This is a genomic window from Streptacidiphilus sp. MAP12-33 (genome assembly GCF_041261265.1).
GTDB lineage: Bacteria > Actinomycetota > Actinomycetes > Streptomycetales > Streptomycetaceae > Streptacidiphilus.
The window spans coordinates 1-25,796 of sequence record NZ_JBGCCA010000033.1 but is presented as its reverse complement, the minus strand read 5'-3'; the positions used below and the strand labels follow the sequence as shown (position 1 = coordinate 25,796).

Sequence of the window (25,796 nt, the reverse complement as noted above, 5' to 3'; positions counted from 1 at the left end):
CGCACCACCGGCTCTCAGCCGTTCCTGCGGCCGCCACGGGTCCACATCATCGTGCTGGGCACCGGGAAGCGGGTCAGCAGCCGGTAGGTCTTCGGCGGGGTGCTGCTGACGAACTCCTTGTAGGCGACGGCGCGCCTGCCGGTCAGGCAGGCCCCGCGCGGGGTGTCGTCGGGGCGGGTGAACTGGATGACGCCGTCGTGGCGGCCCAGGCTCACCGGCTGGTGGAGGTGGCCGAAGCGGAACGGCTTCGCCGCGCCGCCGCGCAGGGTGCGGGCGATCTGGTCGGCGGCGTGCATGCCGGTGGGGATGCCGCTCTGGCAGGTGCCGTGGAGCACGCCGTAGGACTGGCGCACCGCGGCGGCGTCGCCGATCGCCCAGACCTCGGGGTGCGAGGTGGAGCGCAGGCTCGGCTCGGTGAGCACGCGGCCGCGGTCGTCGGTGGCGAGGCCGGCCTCGGCGGCGAGCGGGGAGACCCGGACGCCGGCCGTCCACACGCTCGCGTCGCTGGGCAGGAGTTCGCCCCCGGCCAGCTCGATCCCGTCCGGCAGCACCTTGGCGACCTCGACGCCGGCGCGGACCTCGACGCCCAGCCGGGCGAGCGCGGCGTCAAGGTATGCCTTGGCCTTCGGGCCCGTCATCGAGCCGGGCTGCTCGCGGCCCAGCAGGACGACGCGCAGCGCGGGGTGGCTCTCGGCGATCTCGGCGGCTGCCTCGACGCCGGTCAGGCCGCTGCCGCTGACGGTCACCGTGCCGCCGCCCGCCGCGTCCAGCTCGGCGAGCCGGGCGGCCAGCCGCTCCGCCGCGTCCTGGCCGTTGAGGGTGAACGCGTGCTCCTCGATGCCGGGGACGGTCGTGGTGTCGGTGGCGCTGCCGAGGGCGTAGACGAGGGTGTCGTAGGCGACCGTGCGCCCGCCCTCGGCGGTGCTGAGGGCGATCTCGCGCCGCTCGGCGTCGATCGCGGTGGCCCAGCCCTCGACGAACTCGACGCCCGCGCCGGCGACGAGCTCCGGGATGCGGAAGTCGGTCAGCTCCCCGCCGGCCGCGGTCTGGTGCAGCCGCAGCCGCTCGGTGAACCGCGCGGTCGCGTTGACCAGCACGACGCGGGTGTCGCGGCCGCGCGTCCTGCGTGCGACGCGGAGCGCCGCCGTCATGCCGGCGTAGCCGGCGCCGAGGACGACGATGCGGTGCGGGGCGGAGGCGGTCGAGCGGGTCATGGCTGGCTCCTTCGGGCGGTCTCATCCGTTGTTCGCCTCACGGACGAGACGGCGGCCCGGAACGTGACAGCCAGAGAATGTGACCTGCATCACATCATCGCCGGCGGGTCACACCGGCCAGCTTCTCGGGGTTGCTGACCAGCTGGATCTGCTCGATCAGGCCGTCCACCAGGTGGGTCGTGATCGCCGCGACCGGGGTTCCGCCGGAGAAGACCACGACGCCCGGACCGCCGTTGAGCTGCAGCACCTCGGCGCTGGGATCCTCGGGCATCCGCCCGGCGAAGGTCGCGAGGGCGCGCGCCACCAGGTCCAGCCCCGTGATGGCCTTGCGCGGCGCGGGAGCCAGCCCGCCGCCGTCGCTGATCAGCACCACGTCCGGCGCCAGTACCTCCATCAGGGCGTTGATGTCGCCGCCGACGCTCGCGGCCAGGAACCGCTCGGTCGCCTGCTGCCTGGTCGAGCGGTCGGTGTCGTAGCGGTGGCGGCGCGCCTCGACGGACTTCCTGGCCCGGCTGCTGATCTGCCGCACCGTGGCCTCCTCCCGCCCGACGAACCCGGCGATCTCGGCGTGGCTGAAGCCGAACGCCTCGCGCAGCACGAACACCGCGCGCTCGACCGGGGACAGCGCCTCCAGGACGAGCAGCATGGCCGTGGACACCGAGTCGGCCAACGCCACGTCGTCGGCGACGTCGTGGCTGGTCAGCAGCGGCTCCGGGAGCCACGGCCCGACATAGGACTCGCGCCGCACCTGCGCGCTGCGCAGCCGGTCGATGGCCAGCCGGGTCGTGGTCCGCACGAGGTACCCCTCCGGGTCCTCGACACGCGTCGCGTCCTGATCGACGCGGTCCCAGCGCAGCCAGGCGTCCTGCACGACGTCCTCGGCGTCGGCGACACTGCCGAGCACGCGGTAGGCGACCGCCTGCAACAGGCGCCGGTGCTCCGCGAACACGGTTTCCGCGTCGGGCTGTTCCATGACCGTTCCGGTGCTCATCGCGTCCCCCTCGCTGTGACGGGGGGATGATAGCCAACGGCGCCAACGGCGCTAGTGCAACGCGGCCATCGGCGCGGCCGCCGGTTCGAGGGGGATCTGTGCCTCCAGCTCGAACCAGCCGTCCTCGCGGACGCCCGCGGTCAGCTTGCCGCCGAGGCGTTCCATCCGGAACGTCAGGTTGCCGATGCCGCTGCCCTTCTCGCCGCCGGAGGAGGCCTCCTCGGCGGCCTCCGGGTCGAGGGCGGGGACGCCGTCGTTGACCAGCCGGAACCAGACCCGGCCCCCGTCGCGGCCGCTGGAGACGCGGCACCGGCGGACCTCGCTGTGGCGCAGGATGTTGGTCAGGCCCTCACGGAAGACGGTGGCGAGCGCGGTGTCCAGTTCGGCAGGAAGGTTTCCGCAGCCGAGGTCGACCTCGGTGGTGACACCCAGCATGCCCAGCATCACCCGAGCGTCGTGCACCTCCGAGCGCAGCGACATCTCCCGGTAGCCGTGGGCGACCGCGCGGACGTCGGACAGGGCCTGGCGGGCGATGTCGAGGATCTCGGTCAGCTCCTGCCGGGCCTCGTCGGCGGGAGCGGGCAGCAGGCGGTAGACCAGCTCGCACTTGAGCGTGATCGTCGACAGGCTGTAGCCGAGCAGGTCGTGCAGGTCGCGGGCGAAGCGCAGCCGCTCCTGGGTGACCGCGAACTGGGCCAGTTCGGCGCGCGAGCGGTGCACCTCGGCCACCAGGACGGTGAGCCGGGACAGGCCGAAGATGACCAGCCCGGTGATCGTGGTCGCGATGATCCCGTACAGGTCCGTGAGCAGCGAGAACCCGAGGCTCATCTGCTGGAGGAGGCTTCCGGCCACGACGGCGCCGAAGAGGATCCAGGCCGGCCGGGTGGCGCGCAGGACCAGCAGGATCGATCCGGCCAGCATGGCCGGCGGGGTCAGCCACCCGGAGCCGAAGAACGGAAAGGGGGCGTAGGCGATGACCAGCTGGGCGGCCAGCAGCAGCGGCGCGTGGCGGGTGAGCCGCGGGGCCAGCCGCGGAAAGGAGTTGAGGAACTGCAGGGTCAGCATCAGGGCCAGCAGGCCCACAGCGGCGACCAGGCCGGTGGTCGAGTGTCTCGCCGAGAGCACGTAGGTGAACGAGACCGTACTGAACCCCACCAGCACCACGGCGGTGATGGCCATCGCCATCCGGGGGGCGAGCTGGACGGACAGTTCCTCGTCCGCGCGGTCGACCGCGAGATCATGGGTTTCCATGCCGCCCGACATCCCCCGTCCCGGCTGTACCCGATTGCTCACAAAAGGTGAGCACCGAACGATAACGGCTGGATTGACGGAGCATCAAGACGCGTCCGCCCCTGAGACCAACATGTCCCCGACACTCACCTCGGCGAGCCGGTCCAGTCCCACCGCCCGCTGGAAGGCGTCCGCGTCGCCGATCGACACGATGCGCGCGGACAGGCCGAGCGCCGTCGCGACCAGGGTCAGCGTCTGCTGCAGGGCGCCCAGATCGCGCAGCACGTTGCTGTACGCGGTGCCGCTGAACTTGTAGGCGGCGCGCCGCAGTCGGGCGCAGATGCCGAGCAGCAGGGCGTCGGGGCCCTCCGCCGCGAGCCGGGCGGCGGCCTTCGGTTCGCCGGGCATCCGCTCCAGCTGGTGGCCCAGCGGGTCGTAGTGGTAGGCGCCGGCGGGCAGGCAGGAGGCCTCCCCGGCCACCAGGTACAGCTCCAGCGCGTAGGCCGCGTCGACGCTGTCGTAGGGGCGTTCGCTGGTGGGGTAGTCCGGCAGGTCGAACTGCTGGGGCGGGGTCAGCCGTTGGACCCGGGCGGCGCGGTAGAGCAGCGCGCCGAGCCGGTCGAGGGAGAGCGCGGCCGCGACCGTCGGGTGCGGCGCCCGCTCCAGCAGATCGCTCAGCGGGGGGTCCATGGACCGCAGCAGCGCGAGATCGGGCCGGGGCAGCGGCACCCGCTCGGTGGCGGTCGAGGCGGGCCGGGCGACGGGCGGCGGGGTCATCCGGCCGACATGGGCGAAGGTCGCGCCGCGCGGGCGGCCCAGCCGCTCCCTCCGGCTCGCCGCGTGCAGCAGCAGGTCGTCGCGGGACCAGCCGACCAGGGTGGGATCACGGTCCTCGGCGAAGGAGGCCGCGTGGCCGGAGGCGTGACTGCGCCCGTCGGCCCGGCCCGGTTCGCTGTGCGCGTGGGCCTCGGGCCGGTCGGCCACCACGAGCAGGCCCGCCGCCACCAGGTAGGCACGGACCGCCTCGACGGCCGGCCGGTGCGGCTCCTCCGGGTCGTCGGGGGTGCCGTCCAGCCGGCCGAGCAGGCCGACGATGTCCGGATGGTGCAGGTCCACCCGGTGGTCCAGCAGCGGCGACTCGATGCACAGCCCGCCCGGCGCGGTGTGCAGCACCGCGAAGCGCGAGAGCCGACAGGTCCGGCCGAGCAGGGGCTTGAGCTGGGCGAAGCGCGCCTGCCGGGAGAGGGGGACGATCGACAGCACCGGCTGCGGGCCGATCGCCAGGGTCCGGATCACCAGGTGCTGCAGCGGCAGCATCTCGGCCAGCAGCTCGGGCGCGCGCACGGCGCCCTGCGGTCCGGAGGTCAGGATGTTGTGGATCGTCACGGGCCCGAGCTGCATCCGTTGCACGGCGGCACGCAGCGCCGCACTCGGCTTGTCGATCCGCAACTCCTCCCACGGCGTCTCCATCAAGATCGCGCCGTCCGGGTCGGAGTCGAGGTCGACGACGGTCCCCGGCAGGAACGACCAGAGGTTGACAAGCTGCGCGGTCAGGCTGTCGAGACGCACGGCACTCCTCACAAGCTGTGCTCCGTTACAGGAAGAGCGGCACCGGGTTGAGATCCTCGTAGCGGGTGGGCCGGTCCAGGTCGCCCGTGGCGACCGGGACCTCGAAGAGTCTTCCCGGGGCGAACCGGGCCCAGTGCAGGCGCAGACCGGGCACGATCACCCGGGCCACCGGCAGGCCGACGTCGGGTCTGGTCTGGTCGAGCACCAGCAGCTCCATGCCCTTGCGGCGGACGATCTCGTCGGCGGCGGCGACGTCCTCGCGCAGGTCGGCCCGCGGCTGGTACGGGTGCGTGGCCGGACCGCTCGCCGGACGGTCGGCCCGCGGACGCAGGTAGGGGAGTTCGGCGGTCCGGGCGGTGCGGAGCCAGTCCCGCACGTCCGGTGCGTCGGTGCCGTAGCCGGTACCGTCCGGGCGCGCGTCGACGACGTACGGCAGCATCTGGTTGAGCTCGGTCAGCGCGCGGTGCAGGGCGACGCGCGGGTCGAAGTGGGCGCCGAAGCCGAACATCACGTCCTCCTCCGGCTTGTCGGTCCGGCGCGACAGCGCCACCACCGTGGGGATACCCAGGTCGGAGGTGAGGTCGAGGGCCCAGACCTCGCGGTGCACCGACGCGTGCACGGTGCGCAGCTCGCCGATCCACGGGTCGGCGAAGGCGTCGAGGTCCACGCCGGGCCGGCGCAGGCGGTTGTACCACCACAGCGCCACCGCGTCCCGCTCCACCAGCTCCAGGAAACCCTGGAGGATCGCGTCCTCCAGGCTGGCCCCGGCGGCGACGCCGTTGGAGTTGGCCTGGCAGTAGGGGCGCCCGGCCAGGTTCGGCCCGCCGAAGTACAGCAGGGCGGTGGGCAGCAGCCGCCGCTGTCCGGTGAGCGACCAGACGGGTGTCCACTCGATGGTCCGGTCCTCGGCGAAGCGCCGGGCCACGTGCTGGAAGGGGCCGTTCGCGGCGTTCCAGCGTTCCCGGTCGGCGAACTGCCGCCCGGCGTAGAGCTGGACGGTGTCCGGGTGGACGGCCTGGTCGCCGAGCCGGCGGTAGGAGGCCCGGACCACCGGCTCGTCGCCCTGGAGGTAGCCGCAGTGCCGCTCCAGTGCCTCGGCCAGGGCGCTCACCCTGGCCCGCAGCGGCGTGCTGCCCTTGCCCGAGCTGGTCATCCGCAGCCCGGCCCGGACCGAGGCCAGGTCGGGTCTGACCACGGCGAGGTTGTGCCCGGCGTGGTAGACGTTCAGGGCCTCGGGACCGCGGGGGTCGCGCCAGATCTGCCGGACCAGGCCCGTCAGCGGATCGACGTGGTGACCGTACCGGGACAGCATCTCCTCGGGTCCGCCGGCGCGGTGACCGCCGCCGGCGACGTCGGTCTTCCGGCGGGAGCGCAGCGTGACCGGCCGTTCGAGCTGGGCGGCCATCAGGCCCGGATCGCCGCAGTCGGGGCACTGGGGACGGCGCCGCACCGGGTGGTGGCTGCCGTCCAGGGTCAGGCCGTTGAGCGTCCACAGCTGCCGCTGGCCCGGGTGCCGGTGTCCGGCCAGCCACTTGGCCGCCTCCAGCACGCCCAGGTGGAGCCCGGCCAGCAGGCTGGCCGGGACGCCGCAGGGTCTGCGGGGCAGCGGGCCGGTGGTGCCGCTGCCGCGCTGGAGCCGGGCCTCGATGGGGCGGGCCCGCCACAGCCGCTCGGCCAGGCAGGACCAGCAGGGGCCGTCGGGCAGCGAGAGGAAGGGGCCGATCCAGGTCTCGGTGCCGTGCGGCTGGACGGGCAGCCAGGGGCGGCCGGAGGCACGGCAGTCACGGTCGATCTCGCGCAGTTCCGGGTCGAGGTAGTCGTCGCAGGCGACCAGGGTCAGGTCGGCCCGCTCGGCCGGGCAGGTGCGCAGGCCGGCGGCGGTGGCGGCGTCGAGCAGCGCCCGCGGGCCGGTGCTGCCCAGGGCGTGCACGTGGACCTGCCGGGTGCGGCCGCCCGAGGTGCCGTCGGCCAGGCCGACGGCACCCCAGTAGGCGCGTTCGGCCGGGGAGTCGGACGACCAGGCGGGGAGTTCGGCCAGCAGTTCGGCCTTCTCCAGCCGGTCGATCAGGCGCAGGGTCCGTTCCGGCGGCAGGACCGCGGCCGCCTCGGCGACCACGGCCTCACGGGAGCGGGCTCCGTCGAGCAGGCCGGCGAGGTGGCAGACCTCGCGGCCGCGCAGGGCGGTGACGCGCTGTCCCGACACCAGGTAGACCGCCTCGTCGGGAACGATGCGGACCGTCAGATGCTCCTTGAAGCCCAGGCAGGGCTTCTCCGATCCCGGCCGGAGTCGCATCAGACCGTCGCGCACTCGTTGGCGCTGAACGGCTCGGACTCGCCGAAGCAGAAGCAGCTGGCTGCTTCCGTGGGCAGGAGTATCGGGCGGTCGGTGCCGTACTCCTCGATCACCAGATCATCGCAACCGTGCTGTACGGGCATGGTGCCTCCTCTTACCGGGAACCGCCCTGCGCGACCGGGGCGTCGCATCGGCGGATGCCAGGAGTGTGGCCGAGTCCCGGTGGAGACCAGTAGTGCCGAAGTCACCGAACGCTGGTGAAGTTTTCATGGTCATTCGGTGAGGACGTCAATTCCCGTGGTGGCGGGCCTGGTTGTGCAGCACGATCGCCGTCACGGCGAGGCCGCGCCCGGTGAGCCAGCGGCCCCGCAGCCGGTCGAGCCCGATGCCGTCCAGGGCGTTCCGGTCCTGTGGAATCAATCGTACCGTGAACCAACCTTCCTGATGGAGCATCACCTCCGCCTCACCGAACCGGAGACGGCGTCGGGTCAGCGGGTACCAGGTCTTGTAGACCGACTCCTTGGCGCTGAACAGCAGCCGGTCCCAGTGCACCGCGGGCACGTCCGCCGCCAGCCGCGCCAGCCGTTCCCGCTCCCGCGGCAGCGCGATCTCGTCGAGCACGCCGGGCGAGAGCGCGGCGTGCGGCTCGGCGTCGATGCCCAGCGCGGCCACCTCGGCCGAGTGGGCCACCGCCGCCGCCCGGTAGCCGGCGCAGTGGGTCATGCTGCCCACCACCCCGGCCGGCCACAGCGGCTCGCCGCGCTCCCCGGCCGGCAGCGGCGTCGGCGCCCGGCCCAACTGGGCCAGCGCGTACCGCGCGCACAGCCGCACGGAGGTGAACTCACGGCGCCGCTTGTGAACGGCGGCGGCCACCTGGGCGGCCTCGGCGGCGAACAGCGGCCCGTCCGGCGGATCGGTGGTCAAGGTGGCCGACACGACCGGAGCGGGCAGGATCCTCTCGATCACCTGCGGCCCTCCCGGGGATCGATGGGGCGATGGGATGTCGCGACGTCGTCCCGCCGGGCGCGGGCCCGGCGGGACGACGTCAGCTCTGACGGAGCAGGCGGTGTCCGCCGTTCAGGACTCCGCCGGGGCCGGGGCGCCGGCGTCGCCGGCCGCCTCGTCCGGGGCCTCGCCCGGCCCGGAGGCCGCCTCGGCCCAGGCGCCGGGGCTGTGCGCGGTGTTCTTGCGCGGCAGCGCGAAGGTCAGCAGCAGCGTCAGCAGCATGCCGCCGAGGAACCACTTCAGCGAACCCTCGAAGGTGTCCGCGAAGGAGACCGCGGTGCCGTGCTTGCTGGCCGCGGCGAGCACCTGCTGCGCCTGCGGGTTGCCCGACAGCTCCGCCGGGACCTGCGCGCAGCTCGCCGGGGTGCTGTTCCAGTCCTTCTCCTTGGCCGTGTCGGCGCTGCACTGCTGGTAGTAGGCGACGATGTGGTCGGCGCCGGTGTCGCTCACCGAGACCGCGGCCAGGTCCTTGCGCAGCTGCGGCACCGCGTCGTTCGCGGTGTGGGTGATGTGGCCGCCCAGCGCGCCGAAGAAGACGACGCTGACCAGCGCGGTGCCGATGGCGAAACCGAGCTGCTGGTTGGTGTTGACCAGACCCGAGGCGGAGCCCGCGTCCTTCATCGGGGCCTCGCTGGTGGCGAGGTCCGGGATCGGCGACATCACCATGCCGAAGCCGAGGCCGAACAGCGCCAGCGGCACCAGCATCTCCCAGGTGGTGATCTGCTGGCCCCAGTGGTTCGCGGCCCAGATGTACGAGCCGATGCCCGCGATCACCAGCACCGCGCCCAGCTGCAGCAGCTTGCGGCCCATCTTGGCCGCCAGCACCGCGTAGGAGAGCGCGGAGGTGATGAAGGTGGTGACGCAGAACGGCAGCGAGGTCAGGCCCGCGTGGATCGGCGTCCAGCCCAGGCCGACCTGCATGTACAGGCTCCAGGACAGGAAGAAGATGCCGACGCCGATGTTGAAGGCCAGCTGCACGCTGAGCGCCGCGGAGAAGCTGCGCAGCCTGAACAGGCTGAGCACGATCAGCGGGGAGCCGTCCTTGCGGGTCCGCGCCTGCTGGTTGCGCACCAGCAGGAACGCCGCCACCGGGGTCAGCGCCATCATGACGTAGCCCCAGACCGGCCAGCCCAGGTCACGGCCCTGCACCAGCGGGAAGATCAGCAGGAAGACGGCGAGGGCGGCCAGCACCGTGCCGACCAGGTCCAGCCGGAGCGCCACCGGCGCCTTGGACTCGCTGATGGAGTTGCGGCCGATGATCAGGCCGCCGATGCCGACCGGCACGTTGATCAGGAAGACCAGGCGCCAGTCCAGGCCGAACAGGTTCCACTGGACCAGCAGGCCGCCGAGGCTCAGCCCGGTCAGCGCGGCGAGGCCGGCGACGGTGCCGAACATGCCGAACGCCTTGGCGCGCTCCTGCGGCGGGAAGCTGACGTGGATGATCGCCAGCACCTGCGGCACCATGATGGCCGCGAAGCCGCCCTGGGCCAGCCGGGCGGCGATCAGCAGGCCCGGGTCGGTCGCGCAGGCCGCCGCCAGCGAGGCGAGCGTGAAGCCCGCGACGCCGATCTGGAAGACCTTCTTGCGGCCGTAGATGTCACCGAGGCGACCGCCGACGATCAGTAGCAGCGCGAACGACAGCTGGTAGCCCGCCGTCACCCACTGGATCGCGGCGTACCCGGCGTGCAGGTCGGTGCGGATGGACGGGACGGTGACGTTCAGGATCGTGCTGTCGAGCATGTCCATGAACGCGGCCACGAGGATCACGGCGAGGGCGATCCAGCGCTTGGGGTTCAACTCGCTCTCCTGTGCGCCGGGGGGCGTGACTTCGAGCGTCGTCACGGTGGTTCTCCTTCTATCGGGGGGTGTTGCGCCTGTCCCGGGCCCGCCAGGGCTCAGAACAGGACGTAGGGGTGGGTGTCGCCGGGGTTGTACTGGGTGCTGGCCACCTCGACGACCTGGGTCGGGCTGAGCGCCATGTAGCTGTGCACCAGCCGCGGTCGCACGATGACGAGGTCCCCCGCCACGAGCACCGTGTCGACGCGCTGGTCGGTGTCCAGGTCGTAGTAGGCGGCCCGGAGTTCGCCGGAGATCACGTACATCACCTCGGTCTTGTCGAGGTGGTAGTGGTTCCCGCGGCAGGGTCCGCCGGGGAGGCAGTCCCAGTAGGCGGCGAACTGGTAGGTGTTCTCGCCGTTGGCGAACCTGACGAGATCGCCGGCCGGGGAGGAGAGCCTGCCCGGACCGTCGCCAGGTATGACGTCGCGAAAGCGGGGGATCCGTTCGCAGCTGAGCTTGTCGGTCACGCCGGTGTTCATAGGACCTCTTTCGGGTCGTTCCTGGTGTCAGCAGGCTCCCCGGAGGCGCTGGAAGCGGCCTCGTCCACGGCTGGAACGTGCGCGACCAGTCGCGCCAGGGTCAGGGAGAGATCCCTGCGCCCGGCTTGGTCGTCTGCCGGATGGTGGGTCCGCGCCCGGTGCACGGCGCGGCTGAAGGCGCTCACCGCGCCCAGGTACTGGTCGTCCGCGTCGAGGGGCAACTCCTCGACGCCGGTGGCCCGTTCGATCCGCAGCACGGGCCGGTGGTCCGCCGGCGGCGCGTAGGCGCGGGGGACCAGCAGCCGTCCCTCGCTGCCGCAGAGCTCGTAGGCGGAGCGGTAGCCGTGGTCCATGCCGAAGACGATCTGCGCGGTCACGCCCTCGGGGGTGGCCAGCAGCACCGAGCCGCCGTCGTCCACGCCGTGCGCGGGATGCCGGTGCAGCGCCGCGCCGCGCACGGTGAGGCCGGGGCCCAGCTGGAGGACGGCGGCCAGCAGCGGGTGCACGGCTATGTCGAACAGCGCGCCGCCGCCGAGCTCACGCCGGTACCTGATGTTGCCGGGTGCCGGCGGCGGGATGGTGAACTCGCCGGTGAACGACCGCGGTTCGCCGATCGCCCCGGAGGCGACGAGCTCCCGCACCCGCGCGTGCTGGTGGTGGAACGGGAACATGAAGTTCTCCGCCAGCACCAGCCCGCGCATCTCCGCCAGCGCGAACAGCGCCTCGGTGGTCTCCGGCGAGCACGAGAGCGGCTTCTCGCCGAGCACGTGCTTGCCGGCCAGCAGCGCCCGCTCGATCCACTCGGCGTGCAGCGCCACCGGAAGCGGCACGTAGACCGCCTCCACCTCCGGATCGTCCAGCAGGGCCTGGTAGCCGGGCGCGGCGCGGCAGCCGTACCGCTCGGCCAGGGCGCGGGCGTTCGCCGGGGCGCGGCTGGCGAACGCCACCACCCGGCTGCCGGGGTCCGCCGCGAACGCGGGGACCACGCGGCGCCGGGCGATGTCCGCGCAGCCCAGCACTCCGATGCGAACCGGGTCGGCGGTCACGGGATCTCCTTCGGTCAGGACCCCGCGGCCGCGGGGAGCACGTCGCGCAGGAAGCGCCCGGTGTGGCTGGCAGGGTGCGCCGCCACCTGCTCGGGCGTGCCCGCGGCCACCAGCTCGCCGCCGCCGTCGCCCCCGTCCGGGCCGATGTCGATGACCCAGTCCGCCGTCTTGACCAGGTCCAGGCTGTGCGAGACCGCGACGACGGTGTGGCCCTTCTCCACCAGGCTGTGCAGGACCGACAGCAGCCGGTCCACGTCGCTCGCGTGCAGGCCGGTCGTCGGCTCGTCCAGCAGGTAGAGGGTGTGCGTGCCGCCCCGCCGCTGCAGCTCGTTGGCGAGCTTGACGCGCTGCGCCTCGCCGCCGGAGAGCGTGGTGGCGGGCTGGCCCAGGCGCAGGTAGCCGAGGCCGACCTCGTCCAGCACCCGCAGCGGCACCTCGATGGCCGGCTCGCCCTCGAAGAAGGCCAGTGCCTCCTCGATCGGCAGGTCCAGCACCTCGGCGATGGTCTTCCCGCGGTAGCGGATCTCCAGCGTCTCCGCGTTGTAGCGGGTGCCGTTGCAGGTCTCGCAGAGCAGGAAGACGTCGGGCAGCAGCTGCATCTCGATCCGGATGGAGCCGTCGCCGGTGCAGGTCTCGCAGCGCCCGCCGGGGGAGTTGAAGGAGAAGCGGCCCGGCTTGTACCGGCGCTTCCTCGCCTCCGGCGTCGCGCAGAAGACCTTGCGGATCGAGTCGAAGACACCCGTGTACGTCGCCGGGGTCGAGCGGCCGGAGCGGCCGATCGGCGCCTGGTCGACCTTGATGACCCGGTCCACGTGGTGCAGGCCCTCGATCCGGCCGTGCGCGCCCGGCGCCGGTGCCTCGCCGCCCAGGGCCGCCTCGACGGCCGGGTAGAGGATGTCGTCGACGAGCGTCGACTTGCCCGCGCCCGAGACGCCGGTGACGGCGACGAAGGTGCCCAGCGGGAAGTCCACGTCGAAGCCGGCCAGGTTGTTCTCGCGGGCGTCGTACACGGCGATCCGGCGGTCCTGACGCGGTGCGCGCCGGGCCTTGGGGACCGCGATGGCGCGGCTGCCGGAGAGGTAGCCGCCGGTCGGCGAGGCCTCGTCGACGAGCAGCTTGGCGACGGGGCCCGCGAAGACCAGCTCGCCGCCGTGCTCCCCGGCGGCCGGGCCGAGCTCCACGACCCAGTCGGCGGTGCGGATCATCTGGTGGTCGTGCTCGACGACCAGCACGGTGTTGCCCTGGTCGCGCAGCGCCCGCAGGGTGCCGACCAGCTTCTCGACGTCCTTGGGGTGCAGCCCGGTGGTGGGCTCGTCCAGCACGTAGAGCAGGCCGAACATGTCGGTGCCGAGCAGCCCGGCCAGCCGAATCCGCTGCGACTCGCCGCCGGACAGCGTGCGCGCCGGGCGGTCCAGGGTCAGGTACTCCAGGCCCATCCGCTCCAGGTGGCTGAGCCGCTGCACCATCTCGTCCACGGCCTGGGCGACGGCGGCGCGTTCGCGCGGCGTCACCGCCAGCTCCCGGAAGAAGGCGAGCGAGGAGGTGACCGGCAGCGCGGTCACCTCGGCGATGCCGCGGCCGGCGACCCGTACCGCGAGCTGGGCCGGGTTGAGCCGTCCGCCGCCGCACTCGGTGCACGGCGCCGGGCGCATGTAGTTCTCCAACTGCCCGAAGTTCTCACCGCCGGACTTGCGGTAGCGCTCGTAGAGCCAGGGCACGACGCCGGTGAACACCACGTCCTTGACCGGGTCGTTCGGCTTGTCGAACTTCCGCGCCCGGACCTTGATCTCGGTCCCGTACAGCAGCTTCTGCCGCAGCTCGGCGGTCAGCTGCTGCCAGGGCGTGGTCTCGGACTCGCCCTCCAGCACGGCGACCGCCCGCGCCTTCATCCGCTCCGGCTCGGTGAAGGTGGGCCGCCACGGGGTGATGGCCCCCTCCAGCAGCGAGCGGGCCGGGTCGGCGACCAGGGTCGAGGTGTCGACCTCCAGCCGCGTGCCGACACCCTGGCAGGCCGTGCACTGGCCGAACGGCAGGTTGAACGAGAAGGCGCCGTTGGTCAGTTCGGGCAGGCGGGTGTCGTGGCCCGCGGGGCAGGCGTTCTCGACCAGCTCCAGCGCGCAGACGGTGCAGTGCGGGTGGCCGATCCGGGCGAAGACCACCCGCAGCAGGTCGTAGACCTCGGTGACGGTGCCCACCGTCGAGCGGGGGCTGCGGGAGGCCGAGGAGCGCTGGTCGACGGCCACGGCGGAGCAGAGCCCGGCGACGTGGTCGACGTCCGGCTTGTCCATCTGGTGCATGAACTGCCGGGCGAAGGTGGACATGGACTGGAGCTGGCGTCTCTGCCCTTCGGCGTAGATGGTGGCGAACGCCAGCGAGGACTTGCCCGAACCGGAGACGCCGGTGAAGACCGTCAGACTCCGGTGCGGGAGGTCGACGTCGACGTCGCGCAGGTTGTGCTCCCGCGCGCCGCGCACGACCAGGGCCTCGGGCAGCAGATCGGTGCGGCCCGTCGTTCCGTCCATGCCTCTTCCTTCTTTCCTTGCGGGGGTCTCACCGCGCGTCGGCGGCGAGCTCCTCGATCAGCGGCACCAGGGAGGCCGGCGACGGCATCGCCGACACCTCGGCGCGCAACGCCCTGGCCTTGGTCCGGTACGTCTCGTCCTCCAGCAGCGCGCGGACGTTCTCCATCACGGCGTCCGGGTCGATCGGCTGCCCCACCAGCTGCCGTGCGGAGCCGTACGCGGTCACCCGGCGGGCGCTGTCGTACTGCTCGGCGACGATCGGCTGTGGCACCAGCAGCTGCGGCAGGCCCGCCAGGATCGCGGCCATGGTCGAGCCGCCGCCGCAGTGGTGGACCACCAGGTCGCAGGAGGGCAGCACCGAGGCCAGCGGCAGGAACCCGGCCGCGACGACCGCGTCGGGCAGCGGGCCGAGCTCCGGCACGATGTCGTTCGCGACGGCCACCAGCAGCTCCACGCCGAGGCGCGGCAGCAGGTTGACCAGCTCCCGCAGCACCCGGGCGCCACCGGCGGCCGGGGCCACCGTGCCCAGGGTCAGCAGCAGCCGGGGGCGCTCGTGGCGGTCGAAGGCCCAGGACGGCACCGTGGCCGGCGGGTCGTACTGCACGTAGCGCATGGCGTGGCCGCGCGCGCCCGACTCCGGCAGCAGGGAGGACGGGCAGGGCTCCAGCGCCAGGTCCGGCTCGGGAAGGCCGCCCAGGCCCAGCTCGGTCAGCTCCGGCTCCAGCTCGGCCACGCCGTGCTTGTCCATCTCACGGAAGTAGCCGAGGCCCACGCCGTGCTCGACCCACGGGATGCCGTGCAGTTGCGCCGCTATCGCGGCCGAGTAACTGTGCGGCTCCCCGATGATCACGTCCGGGCGCCACTGCTCGACGACCTTGCGCAGGCCCGGCAGGTTGCGGGCGGCCAGGCGGCCGAAGCCGCGCCCGGCCTGCTCCAGCATCTGCGGTTCCTCGCGCGCGAAGACGATGGGGTTGCCCGCGCGGTCGTGGGCCATCACCTCGGCCATGTGCATCGGGCCGTAGGTGGGCATGAAGGGCAGACCGGAGCCGTTGGCCGTGGGCGCCAGACCCTCTGGCGCGGCCACCAGCACCTCGTGGCCGGCCGCCCGCAGGGCCCAGGCCATCGGGACGACAGGGCAGTAGAGCCCGTAGCTCGGGCCGGTGCTCACCAGAATCCTCATGCGGCCCATGGCAGCAGCGCCCGCTCGAACCCCACTCGAGCCCGGCGCCGGGCCGTGTCACCAGCGCCGCTGCGGCGCGGCTCGAGCCGGTGTGCGTAGGTTCGCCCGCCATGGAGATCGAGGAGATGGCCGTCTGCGACGCCTACCGCATCCGGCCCAGGATCCACAGAGACGACCGGGGCGCCTTCTTCGAGTCGTTCCGCGCCGAGGAGTTCACCCAGGTCACCGGTCACGTGTTCCAGCCGGTGCAGACCAACTTCTCCGTCAACCACCGCAACGTGCTGCGCGGCATGCACGGAGTGGTGCTGCCGCCCGGCCAGGCCAAGTACGTCACCTGCGTCCGCGGTGCCGTCATGGACATCGTGCTGGACGTCCGGATCGGCTCGCCGACCTTCGGCGGCTACGACATCAACCTGCTGGAGCCGGGCCCCGGCACGGCCGTCTTCATCCCCGACGGGATGGCCCACGGGTTCATCTCGCTGGAGGACGACAGCTGCGTCAGCTACGTCTTCGACACCCCCTACGTGGCGGGCACGCCCTTCGAGATCAACCCCTTCGACCCGGAGCTCGGCCTGCCGTGGTGCCTGGCCGACGACGACCCGGTCGTGGCGGAGAAGGACCTGCGCGCCCCGACCCTGGCCCAGGCCGTCGAGCTGGGCATCCTGCCGACCTATGCGCAGTGCGTGGCGCACTACGGCCGGCAGCTGGTCTGAGCCTCACTTCTTCGAACCTCATCCGACAAGGAGCACCAACCCATGTCCGTGCCCACCGTCGACGCCTCCACCGAGACCGAACAGTCCGTCTTCCCCTACAAGCGGGCCTGCCCGTTCTCGATGCCCAGCGAGTACGGGCCGATGATGCAGCAGGGGTCCATCACCAAGGTCACCCTGATCACCGGCCTGCAGGTGTGGGCCGTCACCGGCTACGAGAACATCAAGCAGCTGCTGACCGACCCCCGGATCAGCTCCTCGCGCAAGCACGACAACTTCCCGTTCTACTTCCAGGCCCCGCCGGAGTTCCGCACCGAGACCTCGTTCATCGGCTACGACGCCCCCGAGCACACCACCACCCGCCGCAAGGCCGCGGTGACCTTCACCAACCGCCGGGTGCAGCAGCTGCGCGAGAAGATCGCCAAGAACGTCGACGAGCGCCTGGACGTGATGGAGGCCGCCGGCTCGCCCGCCGACCTGCACGAGATCGTCTCGCTGCCGGTCCCGATGACGATGATCTGCGAGCTGCTCGGCGTCCCCTACGAGGACCACGACTTCTTCGCCACCCACGGCACCAACCTGCTCGGCGGGCACAGCTCCCAGGAGCAGCGGCAGGCGGCCATGGTCGAGGTCGGCCGCTACCTGGAGAAGCTCGTCGACCTCAAGGAGGCCGAGCCCGGGGACGACCTGCTGAGCCGCGCGATCGTCGCCTACCGCGAGTCGGGCGAGGAGTACACCAAGCGCGACCTGGTGAACCTGTGCCGGCTGCTGATGAACGGCGGCCACGAGACCACCGCCAACATGATCTCGCTGTGCACCATGGCGCTGCTGCGCAACCCCGCGCAGCTCGCCGCGCTGCGCGAGGACCCGGAGCGGCTGATCGGCCCGGCCATCGAGGAGCTGGTCCGCTACATCACCATCGGCGACCTGGCGGTGCCGCGCGTCGCGCTGGAGGACATCGAGATCGACGGCGTCACCATCGAGAAGGGCGACGGCCTGCTCTGCCTGCTGCAGACCGCCAACCACGACGGCACCGTCTTCGAGCAGCCCGAGGAGCTGCTGCTGGAGCGCGGCACCCGCCGCCACCTCGGCTTCGGCCACGGCGCGCACTACTGCATCGGCGCCGACCTGGCCCGGGTCGAGCTGGAGATCGCCATCGTGAAGATCATCGAGCGGTTCCCGACGCTGGAGATGGCCGTCCCGTTCGAGTCCATCCGCACCAAGGAGGGTTCGGTCGTCTACGGCGTCTGGTCGCTGCCCGTGAAGTGGTGACGACCCGCACGCCACGCACAAGGGAGGGGGTGCCCGCCGGCACCCCCTCCCTTCGCGCTGTTCCCGGCCGGTCAGTAGTTCCCCAGTCCGCCGCAGACGTTGATCGCCTGCGCGGTGATGGACGCCGCGGTGTCGGTCGTCAGGTAGGCGACCAGCCCCGCCACCTCCTCCGGGGTGGAGTAACGGCCCAGCGGGATCTTGGCGTTGAACTTCTCCAGGACATCCGCCTCGGTGATGCCCCAGTGGCCCGCGTAGCCCTGCCGGACCCGCTCCGCCATCGGCGTCTCGACGTAGCCGGGGCAGACCGCGTTGACGGTGATGCCCGAGGTGGCCAGCTCCAGGCCGACGGCCTTGGTGAAGCCCACCACGCCGTGCTTGGACGCGGAGTAGGGCGAGGCGTAGATGACGCCCTGCTTACCGCCGGTGGACGCGATGTTGATGACGCGTCCGTAGCCGTCGGCGCCCATGCCGCCGTTCTTCAGCACCTCCTTGGTCACCCGGAAGACGCCGTTGAGGTTGGTCTCCACCACCGCTAGCCACAACTGCTCGTCGAGGTCGGCGATCTCGCCACCGCCACCCCGTCCGGCGTTGTTGACCAGCACGTCGATCCGGCCGAACCGCGCCACCGCGGCCGCGACGGCGTCGCGCACGCTCACCGCGTCGGTCACGTCGCACGCGCCGCCGGCCACCTCCAGGCCCTCGGCGGTGAGCTTCGCGACGACCTCGGTGAGCCGGTCCGCGTCGCGGGCGACGCCGAAGACGGCGAAGCCCTGCTCGGCCAGGGTCCGCGTCACCGCCAGCCCGATCCCGCTGCTGGCCCCGGTGACGAAGGCCACCCGCCGGGCGCCGGTGTCCTTGGACATCGCGCCGGTCACGCGGCGGTGAGCTGGGCGTTGACCCAGTCGGTCAGGGACTGCGGGGTGCCGAGGTTCTCCAGGTTGTCGGTGATGTCCACCCCGTACTCGCGCTTGATCAGGGCGGCGGTCTCCAGCAGAGCCAGGGAGTCGTAGCCGAGTTCGCTGAAGGAGGTCTCGGCGATGTCGCCGGTGAGCTGGTCGGACTCGTCCTCGCCCGCGCTGATCCGCAGGATGTCCTTCAGCCCGTCGATGGTCAGTGCAGCCATGGTGAAGCTCCCCTGTCGTGGTTGGTCCGTATCCGGAAGGCTCGGCCGCGGGACTCGGAACGGGCTCGCGTCCGCCTGGAACTGCGGCGGGCCCACCAGGGCTCGAGCGTGACTGCTGCCCGTATGCGAGTCGCCCACCACACGCTGTTTCGAAAAAGCGGACCGAATTCGAACGAACGGGATGGGGTGGGCCGGGTGTTTGCTGTGAAGCCGAGGGGAACTCTGCAACTGGGAGAAGAACTGCGGCCGAGGGAGGACCCGGGACTCGCCGGCCGGCTGGCCGCCTCCGCGGCCCGTCTCGACGGCGCCCACCTCGCCCTCGACGAATTCGACGGATGGCTCGCGGAACGCGACGCCGTCCAGGAGTTCGCCATCGAACGGATTCCGTTCGCGCAGATGCGCGGCTGGCACTTCGAGGACGGCGTGACCGCCAGCGGCAACCTGGTGCACGACAGCGGCCGGTTCTTCTCGGTCGAGGGCCTGCGCCTGAGCGAGGCCGCCGGCGGGGGCACCGCGCGCTACCAGCCGATCCTGCACCAGCCCGAGGTCGGCATCCTCGGCATTCTGGCCAAGGAGTTCGACGGCGTCCTGCACTTCCTGATGCAGGCCAAGATGGAGCCGGGCAACCCCCGGCCGGTCATGCTGTCGCCGACCGTGCAGGCGACCCGCAGCAACTACACCGGCGTCCACCAGGGCGCGCCGGTGACCTACCTGGAGCACTTCGTCGGCGCGGGCCGCGGCCGCGTCGTCGCCGACGTGCTCCAGTCCGAGCACGGCGACTGGTTCTTCCACAAGCGCAACCGCAACATGCTGGTCGAGGTGGGGGCGGACGAGGAGGTCCGTCCCCATCCTGACTTCTGCTGGCTGACACTCGGCCAGATCCACGCGCTGCTCGCCCGGGACAACGTGATCAACATGGACTCCCGCACCGTGCTGTCCTGCCTGCCGCCGGCCCGCCCGGCGGACGCGGACCCGGAGCAGGCCGTCTCCAGTACCGCCGAGCTGCTCAGCTGGTTCACCGACCGGCGCACGGAAAGCGAGATGGCGGCCACCCGGGTACCGCTGCGCGGCCTCCCCGGCTGGCGCCGCGACCTCGACCAGATCGGCCGCGAGGACGGCCAGGGCTTCCGCGTCATCGCCATCGACGTGCGGGCCGGCCGCCGCGAGGTCGGCAGCTGGACGCAGCCCGTCATCGAGCCCGTCGGCCAGGGCCTCGCGGCCTTCCTGGTCCGCGAGTTCGACGGCGTCCCGCACGTGCTGACCAAGGCCAGGGCCGAGGGCGGCTTCCTGGACGCCGTGGAGCTCGGCCCCACCGTCCAGTGCATGAACGGCGACGAGCTCGACGAGGAGACCTCGCCGTTCCTGGCCCAGATCCGCGACGCCGACCCCGCCCGCATCCGCTTCGACGCGCTCCACGCCGAGGAGGGCGGCCGGTTCCGCAACGCGGTCAGCCGCTACCTGATCGTCGACGCCGACGACCGCGCGAACGGGCCGCTGCCGGCGGACCACGCGTGGGTGAGCCAGGAGCAGCTGTCCGGGCTGCTGCGGCACAGCCAGTACGTCAACGTCCAGGCCCGCACGCTGGTGGCCTGCCTCAACTCCCTCTGAGCCATGGGCTGCGAAGAGCTCCACCCGCCGGTCGTCGCGGTGATGTGGACGGTCGACGACGCGCTGGTGCTCCGGGCCGCCCGCCTGGCCGAGGAGCAGCGCAGCCCGCTCGTCCTGCTGCTGGTCGTGCGGCGTCCCTGGACGCTGATGTTCGACGCCGCCCTCGGTGCCGAGTTCGACTCGATGGACCTCGAACTGGAGGCCCTGCTCAAGGCCGGCGCGCTGCTGGCCGACAGCCCACTGGTCTGGTCCCTGCACACCGCCTACGGCGAGACCAGCGAGGCGGTGGCCACCCGCGTCCGGCAGCACCGGCCCGGCTGGATCGTGCTCGGACGCAGCCGCTGGCGGCACGCGTCCAAGGTCCTCGGGCTGCGCGTCTTTCCGCCGGACACCAAGGTGCTGATCGTGTGAGGCCCGACTGTGAATTTCGCACACGGGCACCTGTGAACTTCACCCGAAACCGGTGATCGCGGCACTAACGGGCACCCCTGTTTGTCCTGCAATCTTCAATGGGAACCCCGTAGGCCCATATCCCCGAGCGCCAAACAACACAGCCCGTGAACACGGCCGCATCCACCTGGAGGCACGTTGCTGGAAATAAAGGTACTGGGGCCGCTCGAGGCCACCGGCGGGGGCCGGGACATCGCGCCCACCGCCGCCAAACCGCGGCAGGTTCTCGCCCTGCTGGCGCTGCGCGCCGGCGAGGTGGTCTCGGTCTCCACCCTCGTGGAGGAGATCTGGGGGGAACACCCGCCGCGCAGCGCCCTGACCACGCTGCAGACCTACATCCTGCAGCTGCGCCGGCTCATCGGCCGGGTGGTCCTGTCGGGCTCCGCCAAGGACGTCCTGCTGACCCGCTACAACGGCTACCTCTTCGCGCCCGAGACGGTGATGGTCGACGCCCAGCTCTACGAGGGCCTGGTCGACGAGGCCAACAAGGCCTCGGGCGCCGGGGACCACGTCGAGTCGTACCGGCTGGCCAGCCAGGCGCTGGACCTGTGGAGCGGCGAGGTCCTGGTCGACGTGGTGCGCGGCATGCACCTGGCCATCGAGTCCACGAGACTGCAGCAGGGCCGGCTCGGCCTGCTGGAGACCCGCATCGACGCCGAACTGCACCTCGGCCGGCACCACATGCTGCTCGGCGAGCTGGCCATGCTGGTGGCCAAGAACCCGATGCACGAGAACTTCTGCGCCAAGTTCATGCTCGCCCTGTACCGGTCGGGACAGCGCTGGCGCGCGCTGGAGGTCTACCAGCAGGTGCGCTCGGAACTGGCCGCGGAGCTGGGGCTGGAGCCCTCGGCCCGGCTGCAGAAGCTGCAGCACGCGATCCTGGCCTCCGAGCCCACGCTCGACTTCCCCGGACAGTCGATGCCGGGCGGTCCGTTCACCACCGGGGGCCCGCTCGCGACCGGCGCCGGCATCGTGGCCGGCCCGACCAGGTGAGACGGTGGCTCCCCGTGGAGCCACCGCACAGCGAACGGCCGGGCGTGGAGCGGGTCCGACCCGTCCACGCCCGGCCGTCGTCGCTGTCCCCCAACGCCGTCCCTCAACCGGCCACGGTGCGCAGCAGCGGTGAGAAGATCTCCGGGCTGGACACCGCCAGCGCCCGCAGCGCCGCCGAGTGCGGCGCGAACTCCGGCCGGGCCACCGCCGCCCGCAGGCTGGCGTGGTCGGCCCAGCGGGCGATGTTCACGTAGGAGGCCGGGTCGTCGATCCGCCGGTGCAGGGTGTGCTCCAGGAACCCCGGCTGCTCGGCGAAGAAGGCCGACGTCGAGGCGAACACCGCCTCGAACTCCTCGGCGGAGGAGGTCAGCGTGAACCGGTTGACCAGCGTCACCGGGCCCGCCGGGGCGGCGGAGCCGACGGGCGCGCCGCCGTAGCGGGCGACCACCTGGTGGAAGCGGGCCAGCGTCTCACCCGGGCTCGGACCGTCCAGCGCCGCGTGGATGCCCCGCGCGATCTCGCCGTGCCGGTGCAGGTTGCTGTGGGTCAGTGCCACCAGGGTGCTCGTCGGCCCCGCCGGCTCGAAGTCCACCTCGATGAAGCTCGCCCGCTCGTCGTCGTAGATCGGCTGCCAGCCGGGGCCCACCCGCCACGTCAGCACGATCCGCTTGCCCGGCTCCCACTCCAGGACGGTGCCCCAGGCGATCTCGGTCCCGTCCGCGCCGACCTCGTAGTAGCGGCCGCCCACCCGGGGCTCGATGGTGAGCGAGACCCGGTCCTTCACGAAGACGTGCTTCTCGGGGAACCACTCCAGCGGACGCTCCGCGAAGATCGCGAAGGCCCGTTCCACGGGGACGTCGACCGTCACCGTCTTGCGCACGTCCGGAACCGTCGTGGGTTCAGTCATGGGGTACTCCCTGTCCCTGTGCTCGCTCGCTTCACGGTCTCCCGCCCACGGTGCTCCGGGACCCTCGACCACCGGCGGAAGGCGGATCGAGCGTTCGCGCCCGCACGACGGATCGACCGGCGGTGTAGGGGAGTTCGAGGCGGGGCCGCGCACCATGGCCGCATGCGTATCCTCGTCACCGGCGCCGCCGGCTTCATCGGCTCGCACTACGTGCGGTCGATCCTGGATGGTGAGTACGCCGGCTATGCAGATGCCGAGGTCACCGTCCTCGACAAGCTGACCTATGCCGGCAACCGGGCCAACCTCCCCGCCGACCACCCGCGCCTGGCCTTCGTCCAGGGCGACATCTGCGACCGGGAGCTCCTCCTCGACCTCGTCCCCGGCCACGACCTCGTCGTGCACTTCGCCGCCGAGTCCCATGTGGACCGCTCCCTCGCCGACGCCTCCGACTTCGTGCGGACCAACTGCCTGGGCACCCAGAACGTGATGGAGGCCTCGCTGGCGGGGCGGGTGTCCCGCGTGGTCCACGTCTCCACCGACGAGGTCTACGGCTCGATCGCCGAGGGCTCGTGGACGGAGCAGTGGCCGCTCGCGCCCAACTCGCCCTACGCGGCCTCCAAGGCCGGCAGCGACCTGATCGCCCTCGCCTACGCCCGCACCCACGGCCTGGACGTCTCGGTCACCCGCTGCTCCAACAACTACGGCCCGTACCAGCACGTCGAGAAGCTGATCCCGCTCTTCGTCACCAACCTGCTGACCGGCCGCCAGGTGCCGCTCTACGGCGACGGCGCCAACGTCCGCGAGTGGCTGCACGTCGCCGACCACTGCCGCGCGATCCAGCTGGTGCTGACCCGCGGCCGCGGCGGCGAGGTCTACAACATCGGCGGCGGCAACGAGCGGACCAACCGCGAGATCACGGCGCTGCTGCTGGACCTGTGCGGCGCCGGCCCCGAGTCGGTCCGCCACGTCGCCGACCGCAAGGGCCACGACCTGCGCTACTCACTGGACGACAGCAGGATCCGCGAGGAGCTCGGCTACGCGCCCGAGGTCCCGTTCGAGGAGGGCCTGGCCGCGACCGTGGCCTGGTACCGGGAGAACCGCCCCTGGTGGCGGTCGGTCAAGGATGTGCTGGAGGTGACCTCGTGACCGCGACCCTTTCGGAGCGGACGCTCGAGCTCAAGCCCGTGCGGCGGTTGGATCGTGTGGTGATCCGGTTCGCGGGTGATTCGGGTGACGGGATGCAGTTGACCGGTGACCGTTTCACGTCGGAGACGGCGGGGTTCGGGAATGATCTGTCGACGTTGCCGAATTTCCCGGCGGAGATCCGGGCGCCTGCGGGGACGCTGCCGGGGGTGTCCAGTTTTCAGTTGCATTTCGCGGATCATGACATTCTGACGCCGGGGGATGCTCCGGATGTGCTGGTGGCGATGAATCCGGCGGCGTTGAAGGCGAATCTGGGGGATCTGCCGCGGGGTGCGGAGATCATCGTGAACACGGACGAGTTCACGAAGCGGGCGCTTTCGAAGGTGGGCTGGTCGGCGGATCCGTTGGACGACGGGTCGTTGGCGGGGTTCCGGGTGCATCCGGTGGCGCTGACGTCGTTGACGGTGGAGGCGCTGAGGGACACGTCGCTGGCGCGGAAGGACGCGGAGCGGGCGAAGAACATGTTCGCGCTCGGTCTGCTCAGCTGGATGTACCACCGTCCGACGGAGGGGACCGAGGGTTTCCTGCGGAGCAAGTTCGCGAAGCGGCCGGAGATCGCCGAGGCGAACGTGCTGGCGTTTCGGGCGGGGTGGAACTACGGGGAGACGACGGAGTCGTTCGCGGTCTCGTACGAGGTGGCCCCGGCGGCGAAGGCGTTCGCGCCGGGCCGGTACCGGAACATCACCGGCAACCTGGCGCTGGCGTACGGCCTCGTGGCCGCCTCCCGGCAGTCGCAGCTTCCGCTCTTCCTCGGCTCCTACCCGATCACGCCGGCCTCGGACATCCTGCACGAGCTGTCCAGGCACAAGAACTTCGGGGTGCGGACGTTCCAGGCGGAGGACGAGATCGCCGGGATCGGTGCGGCGCTGGGTGCGGCGTTCGGCGGTTCGCTGGGCGTGACGACCACGTCCGGGCCCGGTGTGGCACTGAAGTCCGAGACCATCGGGCTGGCCGTCTCCCAGGAGCTGCCGCTGGTCGTCGTCGACATCCAGCGCGGCGGGCCGTCCACCGGGCTGCCGACCAAGACGGAGCAGGCGGACCTGCTCCAGGCGATGTTCGGCCGCAACGGCGAGGCTCCCGTCCCGATCGTGGCGCCTGCCACGCCGGGGGAGTGCTTCACCATGGCGATCGAAGCCGCACGCATCGCACTGGCCTACCGCACCCCCGTCTTCCTCCTCTCCGACGGCTACCTCGCCAACGGCAGCGAGCCGTGGCGCGTCCCCGAGATCGGCGAACTCCCCGACTTGACTGTCGAGTTCGCGACGGAGCCGAACCGCGAGGACGGGTCGTTCTGGCCCTACCTGCGGGATCCGGAGACCTTGGCGCGCCCGTGGGCGGTGCCGGGGACGCCGGGGCTCGAGCACCGGATCGGCGGGATCGAGAAGCAGGACGGGACGGGGAACATCTCCTACGACCCGGCCAACCACGACCACATGGTCCGCACCCGCCAGGCCAAGATCGACGGCATCACCGTCCCGGACCTCACCGTCGACGACCCGGGCGGCGACGCGACGCTCCTCGTCCTCGGCTGGGGCTCCACCTACGGCCCGATCGCCGCCGGTATCCGCGAGGTCCGTGCCCACGGCGGGCGCGTCGCCCAGGCGCATCTGCGGTACCTGAACCCGTTCCCGGCCAATCTGGGTGAGGTGCTGGCCCGCTACGAGCGGGTGCTGGTGCCGGAGATGAACCTGGGGCAGCTCGCGCTGCTGCTGCGGGCCAGGTACCTGGTCGACGCCCGCTCGTTCACGCAGGTCAGCGGCATGCCGTTCAAGGCGGCCCAGCTCGCCGCCGTCATCAAGGAGAACCTCGATGCCCACTGAGCTCACCCTCACGGCGAAGGACTTCAAGTCCGACCAGGAGGTGCGTTGGTGCCCGGGGTGCGGTGACTACGCGATCCTGGCCGCCGTGCAGGGCTTCCTGCCGGAGCTGGGCATCGCGCGGGAGAACATCGTGTTCGTCTCCGGCATCGGCTGCTCCTCCCGTTTCCCGTACTACCTCAACACCTACGGGATGCACTCCATCCACGGCCGCGCCCCCGCCATCGCCACCGGCCTCGCGTCCTCGCGGCCGGACCTGTCGGTGTGGGTCATCACCGGCGACGGCGACGCGCTCTCCATCGGCGGCAACCACCTCATCCACGCGCTGCGCCGCAACGTGAACCT

Annotated in this window: 23 protein-coding genes; 8 read left to right on the top strand and 15 right to left on the bottom strand. The window is 71.9% G+C overall.

Annotated features, from left to right (window positions below; all coding sequences use genetic code 11):
- Positions 1-14: 14 nt before the first annotated feature.
- From ABH931_RS28480 to ABH931_RS28425, 12 genes are all read right to left on the bottom strand, one after another.
- Positions 15-1,214, bottom strand: a complete 1,200-nt coding sequence (locus ABH931_RS28480) for an NAD(P)/FAD-dependent oxidoreductase (protein WP_370119244.1) — start codon at positions 1,212-1,214, stop codon at positions 15-17.
- Between the two features lie 94 nt (positions 1,215-1,308).
- Positions 1,309-2,205, bottom strand: coding sequence for an RNA polymerase sigma factor SigJ (sigJ, locus tag ABH931_RS28475; protein WP_370119241.1), 897 nt, complete (start codon positions 2,203-2,205; stop codon positions 1,309-1,311).
- Positions 2,206-2,256: 51 nt separating this feature from the next.
- Positions 2,257-3,456, bottom strand: a complete 1,200-nt coding sequence (locus ABH931_RS28470; RefSeq protein ID WP_370119238.1) for a sensor histidine kinase — start codon at positions 3,454-3,456, stop codon at positions 2,257-2,259.
- A gap of 84 nt (positions 3,457-3,540) precedes the next feature.
- Positions 3,541-5,004, bottom strand: a complete 1,464-nt coding sequence (locus ABH931_RS28465) for a SagB family peptide dehydrogenase (protein WP_370119235.1) — start codon at positions 5,002-5,004, stop codon at positions 3,541-3,543.
- Between the two features lie 25 nt (positions 5,005-5,029).
- Positions 5,030-7,297, bottom strand: coding sequence for a TOMM precursor leader peptide-binding protein (locus ABH931_RS28460; RefSeq protein ID WP_370119231.1), 2,268 nt, complete (start codon positions 7,295-7,297; stop codon positions 5,030-5,032).
- A complete protein-coding gene (locus ABH931_RS28455; protein WP_370119228.1) occupies positions 7,297-7,440 on the bottom strand; it encodes a hypothetical protein in 144 nt (47 codons plus the stop codon). Before ABH931_RS28455 ends, ABH931_RS28460 begins: the two co-directional genes overlap by 1 nt.
- Positions 7,441-7,585: 145 nt before the next feature.
- Entirely contained in the window at positions 7,586-8,263 is a 678-nt protein-coding gene (locus ABH931_RS28450) for a 4'-phosphopantetheinyl transferase (RefSeq protein WP_370119226.1), read from the bottom strand.
- Between the two features lie 111 nt (positions 8,264-8,374).
- Positions 8,375-10,144, bottom strand: a complete 1,770-nt coding sequence (locus tag ABH931_RS28445; protein WP_370119223.1) for an MFS transporter — start codon at positions 10,142-10,144, stop codon at positions 8,375-8,377.
- Positions 10,145-10,197: 53 nt separating this feature from the next.
- Entirely contained in the window at positions 10,198-10,620 is a 423-nt protein-coding gene (locus ABH931_RS28440; protein ID WP_370119220.1) for a cupin domain-containing protein, read from the bottom strand.
- On the bottom strand, positions 10,617-11,666 hold the full coding sequence (locus tag ABH931_RS28435; RefSeq protein WP_370119217.1) for a Gfo/Idh/MocA family protein: 1,050 nt from the start codon (positions 11,664-11,666) through the stop codon (positions 10,617-10,619). Before ABH931_RS28435 ends, ABH931_RS28440 begins: the two co-directional genes overlap by 4 nt.
- Before the next feature lie 14 nt (positions 11,667-11,680).
- On the bottom strand, positions 11,681-14,188 hold the full coding sequence (uvrA, locus tag ABH931_RS28430) for an excinuclease ABC subunit UvrA (protein ID WP_370119214.1): 2,508 nt from the start codon (positions 14,186-14,188) through the stop codon (positions 11,681-11,683).
- Between the two features lie 28 nt (positions 14,189-14,216).
- A complete protein-coding gene (locus ABH931_RS28425) occupies positions 14,217-15,368 on the bottom strand; it encodes a nucleotide disphospho-sugar-binding domain-containing protein (protein ID WP_370119211.1) in 1,152 nt (383 codons plus the stop codon).
- Between the two features lie 110 nt (positions 15,369-15,478).
- Between ABH931_RS28425 and ABH931_RS28420 the strand changes: the two genes are divergently transcribed.
- Both ABH931_RS28420 and ABH931_RS28415 read left to right on the top strand, forming a co-directional pair.
- Positions 15,479-16,081: a dTDP-4-dehydrorhamnose 3,5-epimerase family protein gene (locus tag ABH931_RS28420; protein ID WP_370119209.1), complete on the top strand. Its 603-nt coding sequence runs from the start codon at positions 15,479-15,481 to the stop codon at positions 16,079-16,081.
- A 42-nt stretch (positions 16,082-16,123) separates the two neighbouring features.
- Entirely contained in the window at positions 16,124-17,350 is a 1,227-nt protein-coding gene (locus ABH931_RS28415) for a cytochrome P450 (protein ID WP_370119206.1), read from the top strand.
- Positions 17,351-17,421: 71 nt separating this feature from the next.
- Here ABH931_RS28415 and ABH931_RS28410 read toward each other — a convergent pair whose 3' ends face one another.
- Together ABH931_RS28410 and ABH931_RS28405 are read right to left on the bottom strand one after the other, a co-directional pair.
- Positions 17,422-18,213, bottom strand: coding sequence for an SDR family NAD(P)-dependent oxidoreductase (locus tag ABH931_RS28410; RefSeq protein ID WP_370119203.1), 792 nt, complete (start codon positions 18,211-18,213; stop codon positions 17,422-17,424).
- Positions 18,214-18,221: 8 nt separating this feature from the next.
- On the bottom strand, positions 18,222-18,473 hold the full coding sequence (locus ABH931_RS28405) for an acyl carrier protein (protein WP_370119200.1): 252 nt from the start codon (positions 18,471-18,473) through the stop codon (positions 18,222-18,224).
- Between the two features lie 204 nt (positions 18,474-18,677).
- Here ABH931_RS28405 and ABH931_RS28400 point away from each other — a divergent pair, with 204 nt between their 5' ends.
- The 3 genes from ABH931_RS28400 to ABH931_RS28390 all read left to right on the top strand — a co-directional run bounded on the left by ABH931_RS28400 (position 18,678) and on the right by ABH931_RS28390 (position 21,524).
- Complete coding sequence (locus tag ABH931_RS28400; RefSeq protein WP_370119198.1) at positions 18,678-20,081, top strand: NDP-hexose 2,3-dehydratase family protein; 1,404 nt, start codon at positions 18,678-18,680, stop codon at positions 20,079-20,081.
- 3 nt (positions 20,082-20,084) lie between these two features.
- Positions 20,085-20,492: a universal stress protein gene (locus ABH931_RS28395; RefSeq protein ID WP_370119195.1), complete on the top strand. Its 408-nt coding sequence runs from the start codon at positions 20,085-20,087 to the stop codon at positions 20,490-20,492.
- A 177-nt stretch (positions 20,493-20,669) separates the two neighbouring features.
- Positions 20,670-21,524: a BTAD domain-containing putative transcriptional regulator gene (locus ABH931_RS28390; RefSeq protein ID WP_370119192.1), complete on the top strand. Its 855-nt coding sequence runs from the start codon at positions 20,670-20,672 to the stop codon at positions 21,522-21,524.
- 103 nt (positions 21,525-21,627) lie between these two features.
- On the opposite strand, the gene ABH931_RS28385 is transcribed toward ABH931_RS28390, so the two are convergent.
- Positions 21,628-22,431, bottom strand: a complete 804-nt coding sequence (locus ABH931_RS28385; RefSeq protein WP_370119190.1) for an antibiotic biosynthesis monooxygenase — start codon at positions 22,429-22,431, stop codon at positions 21,628-21,630.
- A gap of 162 nt (positions 22,432-22,593) precedes the next feature.
- On the opposite strand from ABH931_RS28385, the gene rfbB reads away from it, so the two are divergent.
- The 3 genes from rfbB to ABH931_RS28370 form a co-directional block, all read left to right on the top strand.
- Complete coding sequence (gene rfbB / locus ABH931_RS28380) at positions 22,594-23,577, top strand: dTDP-glucose 4,6-dehydratase (protein WP_370119187.1); 984 nt, start codon at positions 22,594-22,596, stop codon at positions 23,575-23,577.
- Complete coding sequence (locus ABH931_RS28375) at positions 23,574-25,454, top strand: 2-oxoacid:acceptor oxidoreductase subunit alpha (protein WP_370119183.1); 1,881 nt, start codon at positions 23,574-23,576, stop codon at positions 25,452-25,454. Before rfbB ends, ABH931_RS28375 begins: the two co-directional genes overlap by 4 nt.
- Positions 25,444-25,796: thiamine pyrophosphate-dependent enzyme (locus ABH931_RS28370; protein ID WP_370119180.1), on the top strand; the 353-nt coding region annotated here is incomplete at its 3' end. The genes ABH931_RS28375 and ABH931_RS28370, both read left to right, overlap by 11 nt.

Coding starts and splice junctions, on each gene's coding strand:
- ABH931_RS28415 (WP_370119206.1), top strand. CDS start 16,124: ATGTCCGTGCCCACCGTCGACGCCTCCACCGAGACCGAACAGTCCGTC.
- ABH931_RS28385 (WP_370119190.1), bottom strand. CDS start 22,431: ATGACTGAACCCACGACGGTTCCGGACGTGCGCAAGACGGTGACGGTC.
- ABH931_RS28425 (WP_370119211.1), bottom strand. CDS start 15,368: ATGAGGATTCTGGTGAGCACCGGCCCGAGCTACGGGCTCTACTGCCCT.
- ABH931_RS28395 (WP_370119195.1), top strand. CDS start 20,085: ATGGGCTGCGAAGAGCTCCACCCGCCGGTCGTCGCGGTGATGTGGACG.
- rfbB (WP_370119187.1), top strand. CDS start 22,594: ATGCGTATCCTCGTCACCGGCGCCGCCGGCTTCATCGGCTCGCACTAC.
- uvrA (WP_370119214.1), bottom strand. CDS start 14,188: ATGGACGGAACGACGGGCCGCACCGATCTGCTGCCCGAGGCCCTGGTC.
- ABH931_RS28470 (WP_370119238.1), bottom strand. CDS start 3,456: ATGGAAACCCATGATCTCGCGGTCGACCGCGCGGACGAGGAACTGTCC.
- ABH931_RS28455 (WP_370119228.1), bottom strand. CDS start 7,440: ATGCCCGTACAGCACGGTTGCGATGATCTGGTGATCGAGGAGTACGGC.
- sigJ (WP_370119241.1), bottom strand. CDS start 2,205: ATGAGCACCGGAACGGTCATGGAACAGCCCGACGCGGAAACCGTGTTC.
- ABH931_RS28480 (WP_370119244.1), bottom strand. CDS start 1,214: ATGACCCGCTCGACCGCCTCCGCCCCGCACCGCATCGTCGTCCTCGGC.
- ABH931_RS28410 (WP_370119203.1), bottom strand. CDS start 18,213: ATGTCCAAGGACACCGGCGCCCGGCGGGTGGCCTTCGTCACCGGGGCC.
- ABH931_RS28460 (WP_370119231.1), bottom strand. CDS start 7,297: ATGCGACTCCGGCCGGGATCGGAGAAGCCCTGCCTGGGCTTCAAGGAG.
- ABH931_RS28440 (WP_370119220.1), bottom strand. CDS start 10,620: ATGAACACCGGCGTGACCGACAAGCTCAGCTGCGAACGGATCCCCCGC.
- ABH931_RS28405 (WP_370119200.1), bottom strand. CDS start 18,473: ATGGCTGCACTGACCATCGACGGGCTGAAGGACATCCTGCGGATCAGC.
- ABH931_RS28420 (WP_370119209.1), top strand. CDS start 15,479: ATGGAGATCGAGGAGATGGCCGTCTGCGACGCCTACCGCATCCGGCCC.